Below are 17,369 nucleotides of genomic sequence, written 5' to 3'. Positions count from 1 at the left end.
CATTTAGATTAAAGACATTATAACAATCACAGAAAAAGACCACTGACGTGGTCTTTTTTGCTACTTAATAAATTGTTTGAAGAATCTCAACTCATCTAAATTACATTTTTCTGCTAAAGAATCTTTCTGATTGATATGGAATACATGTTCTCTTGGTTCTGTTTCACTTCCATAATCATGAAATTCATGATCAATACCTTTTTCGGATAAAAACTTATCCAACTCAACACTTTGCTGTCTAACCATATCATGGTTAGCAGTCATAACATACAGAGGCAAAATTTTGTCAGTGATATAATTTTCAACCTTGCTCAAATCCACCGTTGCTTCATCTTGATGTGTTGCAAAATATAAACCAGCGATATATAGTAAGTCCCCAGCAGAACGATTATCTTTATAGTAACTAGTGATGAAACCACCACAATTTGTTGCAGCTGCACGGATAGTCATGTTTGGTTTTCTTAAACCGAATAACCGACGATAGTTATCATTAGTATAAATCGTGCTGTATTGGGTAACCATTTGACCACCTGCAGAATCTCCAACTAAAAAGACGTTGCTCAAATCCAACTGGTATTCTTCAGCATTCTCTTCAAGCCAAGTTAGTACTTTATCCAAATCTTCGATATTAGCTGGGAACTGATAATCTGGTGCAAGACGGTAGTTAAAATTAAGCACTGCAAAACCTTGCTTAGCTAAAAATAAACAATAGAACTGGTAAGTTTCTTTAGTTCCATAGAAAAAACCACCGCCATGAATATTTACAATTACAGGAATCTTATCCCCATGTTCCTTTGGTAAATTAAGATCCAGCAAGTTATATACGCCATAAGGACCATAAGAAATATTATTGATTCGCTTAACTTCTGGAATTTCTACTGGCAATTCCGCATCCCTGGCATCATCACCCTTTTTCCAAGTTTTTCTGAATTCACTAATTTGCTCTATTTGTTTATCTGTATAACGCATTTTTAGACCTCATTTCTTGTCTTATAACACAAGTTAATTATAGTCTATCACCAATGGCAGCGCTTACCTTATATTGACATATTTGATTTGTTTATTGACCAATATTGCCTTCAATTCTAGCTATTGCGTCGTAAAAATCCTTGGCAGACAGTTCTTGCAATCCAGAAACCTGCCCATCGCCCATTTCCGTAATAATCAGCGAACCATCAACTTTTCTAGCCAGATCAATTGTAACAAAATTGCTTTTAATCGAACCTACCAGACTCTTGGACGGTTTCATCAGGACACGCTACCTGACTACAAGCAGCACGCAGAGGTCTTGGAAAGCATGATTATCAAGCTTTATTCTAAAGGCGTCACTACCAGGGAAATCGCTGATCTGATTGAGAAGATGTACGGCTGTCACTACAGCCCGGCTCAGATATCGAATATTTCCAAGCAAATGATCCCCAAGGTTGAGGCCTATCACAGGCGCAAGCTGAGCGATAGGTTTTTGTCCACCTGGATGCGACCTATCTTCCGCTACGTCGAGAAACGTTTGAACGGGAAGCCGTCTAACCAGGTTGATCTCTTTCTTTCGGACGGCGTTGTTGGCATGAAAGCAGCTTTGGCTAGAACGTATCCCGAGACCCACTTCCAACGCCGCATGGTTCATGTTATGCGCAATATTTGCACTAAAGTTCGCGTCGACGATCGTGAAGCGATCATGGATGAATTCAAGCGGATTCATCAACAGGCCAACAAAGAAGGCGTCACAGCCGCCTTGCATGAATTCTATGGCAAATGGAATAAAGCATATAGTCGTGTTATTCAAGAATTAAAAGCCATCGAATCGGATCTGCTGGTCTTTTATAATTACCCCAAGCAGATCAGGGCATCAATTTATTCGACAAACATGATTGAATCGTTTAACAACATTATCAAGCGCAAAGCTAAGCCTAAAGCAGAGTTTCCAACAGAACAGTCACTCGACACATTTATTGGGATCCAGGCAATGAGTTGCAATAGCCGCTATTTTAATCGAATCCATAAAGGCTTGGGTCAGGTACAGGATACCTTAGAATCCTATTTTGATTAAATAAACAATTAAAAATCAATTTACGAGAAAAATCTATTTACACAAAAGATTTGACAGTTTCGATCATTTATTAAAATGCTAGCTAAAAATCTTATTATCGTGAATACTAAAATAGCTTACTAATTTATAATCACTATAATTTATAAAAAACAGGAGTTTTTATAAATTAGCTTAAGAAGTAAGTCTTACATACTTTTAAATATAAGTCAACAATTTTTTATTAATAAGCAAAAAAATTAGTTAATATAAAAAGCTTGACAAAAATCTTTTGTAATTATAAGCTGTTCTTACTCTTATTTAGAAAAGTAGCGTTTTTTTCTAAATTATAGTGATTATAAATTAGATAGGAGTATTTTTATGAAAAAGAAAACATTTTTAATGCTTGGTATGACGGTTTTAGCGTTGGTAGGATTGGTTGGTTGCTCGAAGTCATCCAATGATAGCGCCCAAAATTCTTCAAATGATAAGAAAATTACTGTTGTTACTACAACCAATGTATATTCTGATATTGCAAAAAACATAGTAGGAAAGTACGGTGTATCTAAAGCTATAATTAGTGATTCATCAATTGACCCACATGATTTCGATCCAAAAACTAGTGATGCTAAAATTGTTGGATCAGCTGATATAGTTGTTGCTAACGGATTAGGCTATGATTCTTGGATGAGTAAACTTGCCAAATCAGTCAATAAAAAAGAAGTTTTGGTAGGAAATGATCTAATGAATTTAAAAAATGGTGATAATCCACATATTTGGTACAATCTATCAATGCCTAAAAAATATGTAAATTATTTAGTTTCAAAATTTTCAAAATTACAACCTACCCATAAGAGCTACTTCAAAACCAATGCTGAAAAATATCTAAAGAAAGTTGACAATATTAAGAAAATAGCTGATAAAGTAGCTAATACAAGTACTAAACCCGTATTTGTAAGTGAACCTGTATTTGACTATGCTTTAGAACAAGCTAATATTAAAATTGGTAATAAGGATTTTGAAGAGGCAGTTGAAAGAGAAACCGATCCATCTCCAAAAATTGTTAACACAATGATCAACGATATTAAAGCTAGAAAAATTGCATTTTTTGTAAATAATGTCCAAGAATCTAGTTCTACAATTAATACCTTTGTAAAGTTAGCTAAGGAGAATAATATTCCTGTTCTTGATGTTAGGGAAACAATTCCAAACAACACTACATACTTGAAATGGATGCAGAATAACTACACAAATTTAGTAGATGTATCTAAGAAATAATAAACTCTTTGTTAAACAATCTAAAGTAGTGTCTGGGAAAAAACTAACTTTCAGATACCAAAAGACGATCAATCCAACTCTTAATTTGAGCTGCTTGACCGTCTTTTTCTTTGTTATTTTTATTTTCGCATAAAGAAGATTGGTCCTTTGGCCATCTTCTGTTCCAATATTTGCTTAAATTCATCATCATGAAGGCTATTCCGATATCGGTTTCAACCTTCTTTTTGCCTCTTAAATGAGTTCGACGCATGCCAAAAACGTTCTTCAAATGTCCAAAAATCGGCTCCACATCATACTTTCTCATACTGTAGATGTATCTGCCTTCAGGACTTTGGAGAACTGCTTTGGCTTTTTCTTTTAAGTATTGCCAGTTAGGATTATAGCGAACCTGACCAGTCGTTTTATCTTTACGCCGACTATAATGTTTAAAGCTGAATCTAACGCCGTTTTGATCGAGGTAGTAATCGCCTTGTTCATCATAGAACCAGTTGGCTAGCTTAGTTGGATCGTTTTTGTACTTTCTGGTTTGTTCCTTTTCGTACATGGTATAAGGGATATAGTACTGCTTGTCTGAATACTCTTCTTCTAACATTGAGTAGTTATATTCGCTGCCGTAGCCAGCATCGGCGACTATTTTGTCAAACTTGTCCAGCGTCGTCATTTGTTCTAAAAAAGGCTCTAGAGTCTTAAAGTCAGTCGGGTTAGGATACAAAGCAAAATCAACTACATATTGATTAGTAGTAGCTGCCTGGATATTGTAGCCTGGCTTAAGTTGACCATTTTTCATGCGGTCCTCCTTCATATGCATGAACGTCGCATCGTGGTCGGTCTTGGAATAGCTATTGCGCCCAGCAAAGATCTCTTTTGCCTCTTCGTATTTCTTCATTCTAGGAACATAGTCTTTTCTGAGTTTATGAAGCAGCTTCTTAAGACCGCACCTTCTTGCTTTTCTAGGCGATCTCTTCAGTCAGCTTTTCAATTTCAGCTTCTGTTTCTTATGCTAGCAAAAAAGACACTTGCTGAACAAAAAAATTCGATAAATGCCTTGAAAAGCGAAGATCCACTTTGTCAATGCCTTAACTTAATGACATTGCGAGCAAACGATCGTTTTTTTATTAACCATTGTAAAGCAGATACTTAACACAATAGATCAAAAATAAGAACACAGCATTTTTTGCAAGCGCTATAATATATATTGTAAAATTTATCACAAAATGATCGTGAAGGAGCTTTAATATGGCTGAATTAAATAATGACTTTAGAGAGATTATGCTTAACCGTCACTCGGTTAGACGCTTTGATAAGAATGTAAAAATTTCAAGTGAAGAATTGAACGAAATTCTTGAAGAAACTATCACTGCACCTTCTGCTTGCAACCTACAAGCTTGGAAATTTGTGGTAGTCAACACCCCTGAAGGCCGTGAAAAACTAAAATCCGTATTTATGAAATTCAACTATCCTCAAGTTGAAGACAGCTCTGCTGTAGTAATTTTCTTTGGCAACACCCTTGCCTACAAGAAGTATAGTCAATTATGGCACAAGATGTATGAAGATAAGAAAGTAACCAAAGAAGCAATGGAAGCCGCCTTGAACACCTTCATGCCACTTTATCAAAAAGCTGATCGTACAATGCTAGTAGCCGATTCAATGATCGACACATCCATGGCTGCTATGCAATTCATGCTCGCTGCTAGAGAACACGGCTATGACACTAACGCCATGGCTGGCTATGCTTCTGATAAGCTCGCAGCAACTGTTGGAATTGACCCTGAGCAATATGTTCCTGTAATGGCTATCGCTATTGGTAAGCACGACCCAGAAGCAGAGGACGAAATTACTACCACTCGCTATCCACTATCCGAATTGGTAGACTACATGTAAAGATGATTTTTAGATGCAAAAAGTGCTGATATGTCAACATTTTGACTATCAACACTTTTTTGTTTTTTAACTTTTACAAACTCGCACAAACTTTTATGAACTTTCACTAACTTTTACGAACTTTCACTTTTATTGTGAAAGTTCATGAAGGTTAATTATTTTGCTAGATCTGGTGATTTGTATGCGTAGAAAACCAACCAATTGCCTGCTCCTCCACCAACTCTTAGAGCTGGCACTTTTTTACCATGGAGTGTTCTAGTAGTGGGAGTAACTTGCTCGCCTGCACCATTACCAAGTAACCATGTATGCAAGTTAAAAGATTTTATGCCTTTCCATTTAAATGGTATAACTTCCATCATAGTGTGTTCCAAATATTTATAGACTTTATCTTGTTTCTTATCTGGAAGACTAGACCATTTATCATAATATTTTTCATGATCCTTTGATGACAATTCATAATACATCTTGCGTCCATTAAATGTATGCTTGGTAATCTTCAGGCTTTTAATCTTACCCTCTTCTTTATAATACCAAGTCCCCCGAGCAACTGCAGGTGTCGTATACAACTTCTTGGCACCCCACGGTGCAGCAGCTACTTTCTGTGAATGCATCCCTGCAAAACCAACTACTACCAAAAAGGCAGCCAATACCCACATTATCTTTTTCTTCATCTTTCTTCTCCCACTGAAAATTTTCCCTTACAATGATAGTCCTTTCTGCATTCCTATGCTAGTCCACTAACTTTATATTTGTTACAATAACTATGGAAAAAAAGGGAGATGTCGGCAAACATCTCCCCTAGCAGATCCGCAAATGCGGTGACCTTTATTTTAATGATTTCAAACAACCACTAAACCCGTCAAAGTTTATAGTGGTTGTTTTTTATATCTGATTGTTATTACTAACTTGACTAAATTGTAAGCTTTGAAATAAAATTCACTTGGTAAAAGTGTACTAGCAGACAAAATCAAATTTCTGTTCGCTATACTCTTATCATACGGGGGGTTAACCAAATGGAGGCAATTAAGAAAAATAAATATCAATTAGGTAAACATACAACAATCGAAGTAAAATGGGATGAAGCAAATAAATAAAGAAAGAAAAGCTTACATTAGAAATCGTTCTGGTGCTAAAAATTTCATTTTAAAGCAAGCAACAGAATTGCACAGCGAGAATTAGATCTCTAAACTTTAATACCTTGTCCAATTCGGGCAAGGTATTTTTGGTATATTATCATTTAGAAAATAGCAGGTTCCACTGTTCACTTTTTTAAAAGAAATTTTGATAATTAATCACAACAATATTTGATTGTTTAGCTTTTTCTACAAAATCTTGATCTGCGTTTTTTGCAAAAAAGTACAAAAATGTTTGTTCTAAGTTATTCAATTCAGAAAAAAGTGTTGCTCTCTTCTGCAAAGTTGTTAACATTTCTGAAGTTAACTTTCCGCTACCTCGCCACTTGCACTCCCCAACTATGGCTTGGCTATTATCCAAATTTACAACAACAAGATCAACTTCTTCTTGGCATTTAAGGATTGGATTAAATCCCCACCAACTACTGATTTGTCTAGGTATAATTGGTAATTGTTCCTGCTTCCACAGCCAATCTGCACACGCTTGTTCAAATACAGGACCCAAAAATCTTGGAAGTTCATCCATTATTCTTGCTAAAACGGCGTCAACCCTCCCTAAAGCAATCTGATCTTGCACTCCAGAAATAAATTTAAACCAAAACTTGAACATACTGTCCTTTATGACATATACTGCTTTTTTCTTATTTTGATTTAAAATCGGTTCCTTTCTCTCGATAATTTCCAATTCCACTAGTCGACTTAAATATGGACTTATCTGTGTAGCCGATTTTAATCCAATCATTTGATATATATCATTAGTCTTGGTTTTTCCTTGAGCAATAGCAACTAAAATCGAATAGTATGTAGCCGGCTTTCTCAGCTCTTCTTGCAACAACACATTTACTTCATCTTGTAATGGTGCAGTCTGCTTTAAGAAAAGATTCTTAATATTATCTGCCACTGTCAGATCCTGATTTATAAAATTTATATACTGCGGCACGCCACCAGTTATACCATAATATGCTAACAAATCATCGTTGCTAACTTTAGGTAAAGACTGTTTCATATCAAAAATATCAAAAGGTCTAAGCTTCAACTGTCCAGTCTTTCGTCCATACAAAGGACTCTTATTTCCTAAAACTTGATGCATCATAAATGACATCGACGAGCCACAGAGGACGAGCATGATGTTGTTAAAATTCTTATATATATGGTCAATTGCAAATTGAAGTAGTGAGGAAACTTCTGGAGCACTATCAGCTAGATACGGAAATTCATCTAATACAAAAACTAATTTTTCATTTTGTTGATTTGCAATATCTTGTACATGTTCAAATGCATCCCTAAAATCCGCAAAATTAAATTTTCGATTGATTCTGTTCGGATTTTCAAAATCCATAATCGCATCTGATAAATATCCCAAGTTTAATTCTTTAGTTGCTTCAATTCCTTGAAAATAAATAGCTGGTTTATTTTTGATAAATTGTTTTATCAATGAAGTTTTACCCACTCTACGCCTGCCGTAGATGACCAGCATTTCAAAGCGATCGCTTTGATACATATCTTCTAAAGATTGTAGTTCATTATTTCGTGCAACAAATTTTTCCATGATCTCACCTTTATAATTACGATTATTCTAATCATAATTATTATAATCGTAATTATAAAACTGATCAAATTATACATAATCAAAAAAGCGAACCGTTGTTACGATTCGCTTCTCTTTTTACTTCAAATGCTTATCAAACCAGTCGGTAATCTCATTCAACCGGCGGATACGATGCTTTGGTTGACCCTTTCTTGACAATTCATGATTTTCGCCGTGGAAGACGCACATTCTACTTTCAACGCCATGTGAAAGCAAAGCATGGAACATCTGTGTTCCTTCAGAAATTGGGCAACGATAATCTTCATCAGAATTGATAAACAAAGTTGGTGTTTTAACATTCTTAACATATTTAATTGGTGACTGTTCCCAAAGCTTTTCTGGATTATCATCAATCGAACCAGCAACTTGATCGTTGACAAAGTATGGCGAAATATCTGAAACATGTTCAAAACTTAGCCAGTTAGCAATTGACCTTTGCGAAGCGGCTGCCTTGAAGCGATCAGTATGGCCAATTACCCAGTTGGTCATAAATCCACCGTAAGAACCGCCAGTAACGCCAAGGCGAGCTTGATCAATATCAGGATAAGCTGCCAAAACGCTGTCAGTAAACGCCATTAAATCATCATAATCAATCGTTCCATACTTGCCGCGAATGTCGCCATATTCATTATCTTGTCCTGCTGAGCCATGAATATTGCAGAAGAAAACAAAGTAGCCGCGACTTGCCCATAATTGCATTTCATGGAAGAAAACTCTTGGATAAGTTGCAAGCGGTCCACCATGAACATCCAAAATTGCTGGATATTTCTTACCTTCTTGGTAATCTTTTGGCAATAATACCCAACCATGTTGCGTCTTACCATTAATGTCAAGATAATCAACTTGCTGAGTCTTAGCTACATATGAATCTTTAAGCAAGTCCATATTGTGGGAAAGCTTAGTTACTTCTTCTCCGCGGCTTAAGTAAAGTTCCTGAATTTCATCGGCAGCTGCTCCGACAAAATAAATTCCTTGATCTGTCACTCTAAATGATTGAATTGTGCCTGAAAAAGCCAAAACATCTTCTAGCTTTTCACCGTCAAAAGCCTTAATTTCACAGTGATCAACTACAGTTTGCACGAAATAATATTTATCATGATAAGTATCGCTCATATTGCCACTGACTGTTGCTAGGTCGACTGCACAGCGATTGCCTGTAGCTCCATCAAACGCCAATACTTTTTCAAAGCCCTTATCAGTTAACTTGTAAAATTGAGGGTACTCATTCAAACCATAATGTTCATGCATTGAAACAAAGCCATAAACGTGATGATCAAGTACAAACAAGTCATTGATATCGCCTTGTCCTGGAGCAAATAATTCAGTTAATTTACCATCTGCTAAATCAACTTTATAAAGTCCATCATCAAAGTGCGCATCTTCATTTTGATAGCTAGTTCCGGTGATGTATAATTGCCCATCAAGCCAGAAGCAATCAGATAAGTTGAAATATTTATCAGTCGTCAGCAACTTATTTTTCTTGCTCTTAAGATCATAAAGATAGAGCTGAGTCCGTAATTTGTTGATGATTCCGCGACCATTGAAGTAAAATGGCAACTCATCCAAAACTTCATAATCCTTGCTATCAGGATCGTCTTCTTTTGCCTCGGTATTCAAATCAGTTTGCACAGTTAAAAGCAAACGCGAGTCATCCAAAACCTCTGCAATTTGAAAACCTGCTTGATCAAATTCCGCAATTTCATTAGCTTCACCACCATCTAATGGCAACTGATAAAGATAACTCTTCTTTTCTTTATTTTTACGATTGCCAGTAAAGTAAACAGACTTGCTGTCTTTAGCAAAAGCAAAATTGCTCTCCTTACCAAAGCTAGTCAAAGGTTTTAATTGCCCCGCTTGATAAAGTTGCAAAGTAAAGTCATAGCCAGTCTGCTTGTCATTAGCTAATCCTTTAACAAAGACTACTTTATCAGTGCTAGTTTTAATATTTCCTAAACTTGGCAAACGTAATAAATCTGCTTGAGTAATTGGTTTCATAAAAGCACCTCCATAAACAATTTTTAGTTTTATTTTAATATTTTTACCAAAAATTGTCTATCTCAGACGATTTTTTTGTTATAAAAGTTACCTGTTGCATTTTAAATTTTTCCATGCTATTATTTACTTACTAAAAGTAAGTAAAGCGATTTAACAAGAAATATAACGGAGGATATTATCATGAAAGTAGAACTAGGTATTTCATCATTCGGCGAAACAACTCCTATTGAAAAGACTGGAGAAACTCCTAGCCATGATCAAAGAATTCGCGACTTATTAGACGAAATTGTCTTAGCAGATGAACTAGGCATTGACGCCTTTGCACTTGGCGAACACCACCGCAAGGACTTTGCTGTTTCAGCACCTGAAATTGTCTTAACTGCTGCAGCTGCCAGAACTAAGCAAATTCATCTATCAAGTGCAACTACCAATATGCCAACTATCGACCCAATTCGAGTTTATGAGCAATATGCAAGCATGGACGCTGTGGCTCCTGGCCGAGTTGAAGTTATGGCAGGACGCGGATCATTTACTGAGGCTTTTGATTTATTCGGTTATGATTTAGAAAACTATGATGAACTTTTTATCGAAAAATTGCGGATGCTCTTGAAGATCAACGATAACGAAATTCTTGACTGGGAAAAGGGTAAATTCACACCTAAGGTTGACCACAAGGGCATTTATCCACGTGCCAAAAATGGCTTGCCAATCGTTGTTGCAACAGGCGGAAATCCTGATTCAACTATCAGAACTGCACAAATGGGTTTACCAATTGCCTATGCTATCATTGGTGGTAACCCAATGCACTTTAAACCATTGATTGATCTCTATCGTGCGGTTGCGCAAAAGATGGGACATGATTTGAGCAAGATGCCAATTGCTGCCCACTCATGGGGCTGGCTTGAAGAAGATAACGACCAAGCAATTAAGGATTACTTCCACCCTACTAAGACATTGGTTGACCAAATCAGCAAGGAACGTCCTCACTGGACTGGTATGACCTTTGAACAATATCTTCAATCTACTGGTGATAATGGAGCAATCTTTGTTGGGGATGCTGATCATGTTGCTCAAAAGATCATCAAGATGATGGAAGGCCTAGGCTTAACTCGCTTCTACCTCCACATGCCAATTGGTTCAATGCCACACGAAGATGTAATGCAAGCAATTGAAATCTATGGTAAGGAAGTAGTGCCTAAGGTTAAGGCCTATTTTGAAGCAAAAGAAAATAATAACTAAACGTAAAAAGTTCATTTGATCTTGCTAGCTAGTATTGGTCAAATGAACTTTTTTCCTTGCTCAACTTTATATAACAGCTTATTATAGCAAACCTTACATTTGCTCAAAATCTATTAATTGACAACCTACTGTTTTAGCTAAATTAATGCAATCACTCGTGAAGCCTGATTTAGAAAATAAGAAATATAGTTTTTTTAGGATATGGAAATTCACTGCTATTTTCCAGAAGCTTTTGTAAAATCTTGCTTGAAATTGGTTCATTTCTCCACTTACATTCTCCAAAGTATCCAAGTAGTTTGTCATCGGTATACCCCATCACATCTAGTTCGATTGTTTTTTCAAATGCTTACTGCTACCCCACCAGTTTCCTATCACCTTGAAAGGAACGGGGATCACATTTTGATCAAGCACATGATTCCAAATGTACTCATGAGCAAGTTTTTCAAACTCTTGCCCCATGTAATCGGATAAATTATTTTCGATATTTTTAATCAAAGGATCAATTACATCATGTTCGATAAAACTGACATTCGGGCCAACAAATTTAAACCAAAATCTAAATAATCCATCTTGAATTCGATAAATACCTTTTCGAGAATTTGCTTTATTATATTCTGTCGCAGGTATTATTTTTTCTACAATGCCCAAGTCTATCAAGTTGTTCAAATAGTTTGATAGAGTATTAGCTTCAATATGCGAGCGCATTGCAATATCATTAGGTCTTGATGCGCCTATTGCAATTGCTTGTAAAATCGAACGATAATTTGCTAGATCTCTCAGCTCTTGCTTTAACAAGTGGCTTGGTTCTTCAAATAAAAATGTGTTTCTATTTAAAAAATTCAACCTAATATTAGTAAGCAAGGCAACTCGGTTAGATATAAATTTTTCAGATGATCATGAAAATTATTTTGTAAAGATAGCTGATAATGGGATTGGTTTCCAAAACAATGATGATGATAAGCGAGAAAAATTTGGTCTTGCTGGTATAAAGAAAAATATCACTAATTTAAACGGCCAGGTTGATTTCAAATCAAATAATGGAGCAATTATTGCGATTAAGGTTCCTAAGCCTGAAAGGGATGATAAAATTCATGATTAAAATTTTTTTGGCCGAAGATCAAACAATGCTGGGTTCCGCGCTAGCAATGTTATTGGATTTAGAAGACGACTTTGAAGTTGTTGGAACTGCAAATAACGGAAAAGATGCCTTAGAAGAAATTATCGAATTACAACCTACGGTAACTATCTTAGACATTGAAATGCCAAAAATGTCAGGTCTTGAAGTTGCTAAGCAATTAAGACTATTAAAGCTCGATACTAAAATTATTATTTTGACCACTTTCGCTCGGAGCAAATATTTTAAAGAGGCGTTATCTGCCCACGTTGATGGTTATTTGCTAAAAGATAGCCCAAGTGATTCTTTAATAGATTCAATTAGGACCATCCTATTAGGAAATACCGTTTTCGATCCTAAATTAGTTAACGGTGTGTTAGATACAGTTGATAACCCATTAACTGACCGAGAACTTGAAGTATTATCTGGTCTAAAACAGTTTGCAACTACTAAGGAATTAGCTAAAAACTTATTTTTATCAGAAGGAACCGTTCGAAACTATATTTCTTCTATTCTTAGCAAGACTGGCACTAGTTCACGACTAGAAGCTGTTAATTTAGCCGAAAAGAAGCATTGGATTTAATCCCACATAAAAAGCCAAGAACTACATTTTTGTAATTCTTGGCTTTTGTGCTATTTCTTAGGATGTGTAGGAACCACAATCTTTTTGGCTAAAATATCTTTCTTGGCCTTTTGAACAGCAGCATAAGCTTTATCGCTCATATTGCCTTTTGGCACGTAAGTTCCGTTGTCTTTCAAGCCGTAGACTAAGTGCTCGCCACCTGGGAACTTGCCCTTGTAAGTTTTTTCCGCAACATCAGTTACGACTGTGTTAACACCCTTCATAACAGAAGACAAAGTAAAGTTTGACTTCTTTCCGTTTTTATCTTTGTAATTTCCAAGGTTGCTTTGATCAGAGTCAACCCCAATTACCCAAACCTTATCTTCAGCTGTCCGCTTTTGATTGATATCCTTAGCTTCTTGGAAAACTCCTTCACCAGCAGTGGCGGCAGCGTGGAAAATTACATCTGCACCATGAGCGTACATGGTTTTGGCGATCATCATCCCTTTATCAACACTGGAGAAATTGCCAACATAGTTGTTATAGATGGTTATCTTCTTGCCCAAAGCCTTAGCACCATCTTTAACACCTTGAGTAAAACCAGCATCAAACATATCGATAATTACTCCGTGAACACCACCAATAAAGCCTACCTTGTTGGTCTTAGTAGTGTAAGCTGCTGCAATCCCTGCTTCATATGATGAATCTTGACTCTTAAAGGTTGCGGAAACAACATTCTTCAAAGGAATCACATTGTCGATCATTAAGAAATTAGTCTTAGGATTCTTCTTAGCTTCTGACTTGATGGCATCAGTTAATTCAAAACCGACCCCAACAATTGTCTTGTACTTAGCCTTGATCGCTTGTTCAATATTTGGAATGTGGTCGCTAGCAGAACTTGATTCAAAGTAGTTAATTCCACCAGGTCCCTTGCGCAAATCATGATTTTTGGCATATTTTTGCAATCCTTGCCAAGCTGATTGATTGAATGAGTGATCGTCAACCCCCGTATTGTTAGTTACCAATGCAATGCTGGCATCAGTAGTCTTGCCTTTTGACGCGTTATGATTTTTACATGCAGTTAATGAGATTGAAGCGATTAATGTGATAGCAGTTGCTGTGAGTAATTTTGATAGTTTCATTTTGCCCTCCTTGATACAACATATTGTATTATTGTATGTTATACCAGAATTATTTAAAAATCAACACAATATTTTGTGCAGAACAAAAAAATCCCATCTCTATAGGCAAAGCTCCTATTTTGATGGGATTGAACTTTCGGTCAATTTCTATTGCCTCTATGCATTCTTCTCTCACTATTTCAACAAGCGGACTGATAAATGGGGGGGAAGTCTAGAAAACAGATCCAGATTTATTCTTGCCGTTTTAGATAAAATCAGAAGTATTATTGCAAAACAAAATCCTGAATTGCTTGGTAAAGTAGCCCAAGAAGTTGAAGCAACTTCCGGTGCTTCTAGCAAATAGTAGTTAATAAATATAAAAAGCTCAGATTTCAAAATCTGGGCTTTTTCGCTAATTATAATATACTATTTCATCGACACGATCTTGGTTCCATGAACCTGATCTACGCCAAGTGCTGCAATTACTTCTTGATAATTTTCAGCCGTAATTCCGCCTCCTGGCAAGATATCGATTTTGCCTTTTGCATGAGCGATCAACTCTCTAAGATTATCTGCATTATCCAAGATGTTGGTGTTAAGCGCTCCACCATGAGTCAAGATTCGCTTTACACCTTGAGATTTTAACCAATCTAGTGACTCTATCTTATCATCATGGGTCATTTCATCAAATGCCATATGCAAAACGATGTCTAATTTCAACTCTCTTGCAAGCTGACAAAGTCTGACCATTTTAGGCTTATCAAGCTTATTATCAGCTGTCAAACAACCAAAAGCCACGCCATCTACATTCTGCATCCCAGCTGATTGCAAATCATTTTCCATAATTTCAAACTCTTCATCAGAGTAGACAAAATTTCCACCGCGCGGGCGAATCATAACTACTACTGGCACATTATGGTTATGAGCATATTTGACACTTTGCTTAATTACACCAAAAGATGGAGTAGTTCCGCCAGCTGCTAGGTCATTGTTTAGTTCGATTCGATTAGCGCCAGCGTCAATCATTCTAGGGATGTCAGTAAAATTTTTAACACAAACTTCTTTTATCATTTATTGTCCTCATTCACTTTCATGAATTCGCTTCTCATAAGCATCTAGCCATTCTTGTGAAACAGGCACAATAACCGTTGTACCATCTGGTCCAGGATTTGCCATGAGAATTTGTTGTGGCTGACGATCAGTTGCCACACAGAAGGTAAATTCAACATTAGTAGCAACTCCCCATTCGCCATTCTTATTCATCGCAATTAATGAAAATTCTCCAGCCTTGCCATAGCGTTTTTGAAGTTTCTGAATAAAAGGATATACCGCATGATCACAAGCTTCTTGTGGTGTCTCTCCTTCACCCATTCGGCGCACTATTTCATAAGAAAGACATCCCTTCATGATATCTTCGCCAAGACCGGTTGCAGTAGCGCCACCTATTTCACTATCAACGTAAAAACCTGATCCTGATAATGGTGAATCACCAATTCGACCTTGTTTCTTCATAAACAAACCTGAAGTCGAGGTTGCTGCCGCCATTGATCCTGATTGGGCTAAAGTAACTGCTCCGACTGTATCATGGCCATTATAAGGATTCAGGTGTTCCTGCTCGATCTCCTTTAGTCGCTTTTTCCATCTTGCCTTTGCACGGTCTGTCAACATATTGGTCATTTCAAAGCCATGTAGGCTAGCATATTTTGTTGCACCTTCACCAACTCTGAAGCTGTTATAATGTTCATGACTCAATGCTCTAGCAACAGAAACAGCATGAAGCGTATTTTCGATTGCGGCAACGCTGCCTTGCGCTAAGGTATCGCCATCCATAAAAGCAGCGTCCATCTGAACTACGCCCTCTTCATTTGGCAAACCGCCATAGCCAACAGACTTATAAAAAGGATATGCTTCGACTTCCTTGATCAATTCTTCAACTGCATCCCCTGCAGTACCATTATTTTCAAGCAACTGGCTAGCCTTATCGACGCCTTTTGCAGCCATCCGCCAAGTTGCAATAGTTCCCCAAGTCATACAATCACTCCTTAAAAATTTCGTTTCTTATAATACATACTATTCTGCATTTACCACTTTCGCAATCGGTCTCATAGTAAAAAATAATCATCAATCCTACTTTTAATCGATGATTATTTCGTTAGTCAAATATTGAATTATCTAAAAAGCTGCTTAGCGTAGTGTTGAACTATTTTACTCATGGTTGGTGCGTCGTGGCCACCACCTGGTTGAAGATAATATTGTAAATTTTTCCGATCAAAACTTGGCAAACTGAGCATCGCTCTTATTTGTGGTCCCATTGAAGAACTTGTTCCGTCATTTTATCAAAAGTTTCACCAGACCGAGACATCAAAAATTCTACAAATTCTTCATCGATTCCGTTATGAGTTTTTCCATCAGTTAATTGCAAATTCAATTCATGCGCTTTTCCCATGGCCTTTTCTAGAGCTTCATCAACTGCTGCCTTAACAGCATTAGTTGTCAAAGTGGCCCCGGATACGCCATCAATTTCAGTCGACTGAGCATCTAGAATTTGTCCACGCAATTCTTTCATTGCTGCTTGACCAAAATCTTTACTTTCGCCTGGCATTTCTAATTGGAGGTCGGTTATCTTATCTTGATCAACTGTAATATTTGCTTTAACTGTACTCATCCCTTCAGCGTGCGCTGAATATGAATCTGGAATATATTTTTTCATCGTAAATCCTACATCTTTCTCAAAAAACATTTCCTTTTGATGCTCTTATAATAGAATGAAAGTTCCATCCGCAAAATTACCAATTATTCATATCAGTATGCATTATCTGCATACTAAAAAACACTAGCAATCAGTTCAACTGCTAGTGTTTTACTTATTTCAAACTTGAAAAATCAACTTTTCGATATTTCAAAGCTATCTTAGAATCTTTAAAAGCTATTCCATTGACCGTCTTAGTATCGGTGCCATAACTCATATATAAGCAAGTTTGACCCTTAAAAGTTCCCAGCTTATAAACCAAGTTGACCGAATCCAAAAAGCCTCGAACCTTGATCCAATCAGATCCAACTGTCAAAATAAAACCCGCATTTTCATAAATTCTATTTTGCTTAGCTGAATTGTGATTCAAAACCAAATTCGGATCAACTTTTCGATAAGTTGTCATACCATTAACGCTATGTTTATCAATCACCAACTTTTGCAAATGTTTCTCACCTGGTGCAACTTGATACCAAGTTCCCCGAAACTCTTCAGGAACAATGGCCAATTTAAAACCTGGAAACTTGCGATAATTTTTTTGATTAGTGCTTTTAGCCTTTTGTGTTACATACTTTGTAGCAACATGCTGGCTAGGTTGACTTATTTCTTCAGTCTGCTTTTGACATCCAGACAAAATAAGCATCCCCATAAAGACTAAACCAAAATAAAAATATTTTTTCAATCTT

At 36.6% G+C, this 17,369-nt stretch carries 19 protein-coding genes and 1 pseudogene; 7 read left to right on the top strand and 13 right to left on the bottom strand.

What is annotated here, in order from left to right; translation table 11 throughout:
• Positions 1–60: 60 nt before the first annotated feature.
• Complete coding sequence (locus tag BN53_RS03360; RefSeq protein WP_009559516.1) at positions 61–969, bottom strand: alpha/beta hydrolase; 909 nt, start codon at positions 967–969, stop codon at positions 61–63.
• 91 nt (positions 970–1,060) lie between these two features.
• Positions 1,061–1,249: an ATP-grasp domain-containing protein gene (locus BN53_RS09595; protein ID WP_009559515.1), complete on the bottom strand. Its 189-nt coding sequence runs from the start codon at positions 1,247–1,249 to the stop codon at positions 1,061–1,063.
• Positions 1,250–1,288: 39 nt separating this feature from the next.
• Here BN53_RS09595 and BN53_RS03355 point away from each other — a divergent pair, with 39 nt between their 5' ends.
• Complete coding sequence (locus BN53_RS03355) at positions 1,289–2,047, top strand: transposase (protein WP_269082223.1); 759 nt, start codon at positions 1,289–1,291, stop codon at positions 2,045–2,047.
• Positions 2,048–2,404: 357 nt separating this feature from the next.
• A complete protein-coding gene (locus BN53_RS03350; RefSeq protein ID WP_009559513.1) occupies positions 2,405–3,301 on the top strand; it encodes a metal ABC transporter solute-binding protein, Zn/Mn family in 897 nt (298 codons plus the stop codon).
• Here the strand turns inward: BN53_RS03350 and BN53_RS03345 are convergent.
• Positions 3,278–4,296 (bottom strand): annotated as a pseudogene (locus BN53_RS03345) (transposase); the annotation flags it as partial. The gene BN53_RS03350 and the pseudogene BN53_RS03345 overlap by 24 nt on opposite strands.
• Before the next feature lie 241 nt (positions 4,297–4,537).
• Between BN53_RS03345 and BN53_RS03340 the strand changes: the two are divergent.
• On the top strand, positions 4,538–5,182 hold the full coding sequence (locus BN53_RS03340; RefSeq protein ID WP_009559510.1) for a nitroreductase family protein: 645 nt from the start codon (positions 4,538–4,540) through the stop codon (positions 5,180–5,182).
• A gap of 155 nt (positions 5,183–5,337) precedes the next feature.
• Here BN53_RS03340 and BN53_RS03335 read toward each other — a convergent pair whose 3' ends face one another.
• The 3 genes from BN53_RS03335 to BN53_RS03325 form a co-directional block, all read right to left on the bottom strand.
• Entirely contained in the window at positions 5,338–5,853 is a 516-nt protein-coding gene (locus BN53_RS03335; protein WP_009559509.1) for a hypothetical protein, read from the bottom strand.
• 598 nt (positions 5,854–6,451) lie between these two features.
• Positions 6,452–7,864 (bottom strand): ATP-binding protein, encoded by a 1,413-nt coding sequence (locus tag BN53_RS03330; RefSeq protein WP_009559507.1) that lies wholly within the window; start codon positions 7,862–7,864, stop codon positions 6,452–6,454.
• A 117-nt stretch (positions 7,865–7,981) separates the two neighbouring features.
• Complete coding sequence (locus BN53_RS03325) at positions 7,982–9,898, bottom strand: S9 family peptidase (RefSeq protein WP_009559506.1); 1,917 nt, start codon at positions 9,896–9,898, stop codon at positions 7,982–7,984.
• A 180-nt stretch (positions 9,899–10,078) separates the two neighbouring features.
• Between BN53_RS03325 and BN53_RS03320 the strand changes: the two genes are divergently transcribed.
• A complete protein-coding gene (locus tag BN53_RS03320; RefSeq protein WP_009559505.1) occupies positions 10,079–11,137 on the top strand; it encodes an LLM class flavin-dependent oxidoreductase in 1,059 nt (352 codons plus the stop codon).
• Positions 11,138–11,458: 321 nt separating this feature from the next.
• Here BN53_RS03320 and BN53_RS09890 read toward each other — a convergent pair whose 3' ends face one another.
• On the bottom strand, positions 11,459–11,932 hold the full coding sequence (locus BN53_RS09890) for an ATP-binding protein (protein ID WP_009559503.1): 474 nt from the start codon (positions 11,930–11,932) through the stop codon (positions 11,459–11,461).
• A gap of 25 nt (positions 11,933–11,957) precedes the next feature.
• Here BN53_RS09890 and BN53_RS03310 point away from each other — a divergent pair, with 25 nt between their 5' ends.
• Together BN53_RS03310 and BN53_RS03305 are read left to right on the top strand one after the other, a co-directional pair.
• Entirely contained in the window at positions 11,958–12,236 is a 279-nt protein-coding gene (locus BN53_RS03310; RefSeq protein ID WP_009559502.1) for a sensor histidine kinase, read from the top strand.
• Complete coding sequence (locus tag BN53_RS03305; RefSeq protein WP_009559501.1) at positions 12,229–12,834, top strand: response regulator transcription factor; 606 nt, start codon at positions 12,229–12,231, stop codon at positions 12,832–12,834. The genes BN53_RS03310 and BN53_RS03305 overlap by 8 nt, the downstream gene beginning before the upstream one ends.
• Positions 12,835–12,884: 50 nt before the next feature.
• Here BN53_RS03305 and BN53_RS03300 read toward each other — a convergent pair whose 3' ends face one another.
• Complete coding sequence (locus BN53_RS03300; RefSeq protein ID WP_009559500.1) at positions 12,885–13,955, bottom strand: BMP family lipoprotein; 1,071 nt, start codon at positions 13,953–13,955, stop codon at positions 12,885–12,887.
• Here BN53_RS03300 and BN53_RS09400 point away from each other — a divergent pair.
• Positions 13,933–14,298: an oxidoreductase gene (locus BN53_RS09400; RefSeq protein ID WP_162129752.1), complete on the top strand. Its 366-nt coding sequence runs from the start codon at positions 13,933–13,935 to the stop codon at positions 14,296–14,298. The two genes, BN53_RS03300 and BN53_RS09400, sit on opposite strands and share 23 nt — an antisense overlap.
• A 62-nt stretch (positions 14,299–14,360) precedes the next feature.
• On the opposite strand, the gene BN53_RS03295 is transcribed toward BN53_RS09400, so the two are convergent.
• The 5 genes from BN53_RS03295 to BN53_RS03280 form a co-directional block, all read right to left on the bottom strand.
• Positions 14,361–15,005: a copper homeostasis protein CutC gene (locus BN53_RS03295; protein WP_009559499.1), complete on the bottom strand. Its 645-nt coding sequence runs from the start codon at positions 15,003–15,005 to the stop codon at positions 14,361–14,363.
• Between the two features lie 9 nt (positions 15,006–15,014).
• Positions 15,015–15,965, bottom strand: coding sequence for a glycosylasparaginase (locus tag BN53_RS03290; RefSeq protein ID WP_009559498.1), 951 nt, complete (start codon positions 15,963–15,965; stop codon positions 15,015–15,017).
• Between the two features lie 137 nt (positions 15,966–16,102).
• A complete protein-coding gene (locus BN53_RS09585) occupies positions 16,103–16,246 on the bottom strand; it encodes a hypothetical protein (protein ID WP_155817247.1) in 144 nt (47 codons plus the stop codon).
• Entirely contained in the window at positions 16,231–16,644 is a 414-nt protein-coding gene (locus BN53_RS03285; RefSeq protein ID WP_009559496.1) for an FMN-binding protein, read from the bottom strand. The genes BN53_RS09585 and BN53_RS03285 overlap by 16 nt, the downstream gene beginning before the upstream one ends.
• Positions 16,645–16,798: 154 nt before the next feature.
• Positions 16,799–17,365 carry a hypothetical protein gene (locus BN53_RS03280; RefSeq protein WP_081495920.1) on the bottom strand — a complete coding sequence of 189 codons (567 nt, stop codon included), beginning with the start codon at positions 17,363–17,365 and terminating at the stop codon, positions 16,799–16,801.
• Between the last annotated feature and the right edge of the window lie 4 nt (positions 17,366–17,369).

Origin of the sequence: Lactobacillus pasteurii DSM 23907 = CRBIP 24.76, assembly GCF_000297025.1 — a bacterium.
Classification (GTDB): Bacteria; Bacillota; Bacilli; order Lactobacillales; family Lactobacillaceae; genus Lactobacillus; species Lactobacillus pasteurii.
Note: the sequence above shows the minus strand (reverse complement) of the source record. Positions and strands in the feature narration are given on the sequence as shown.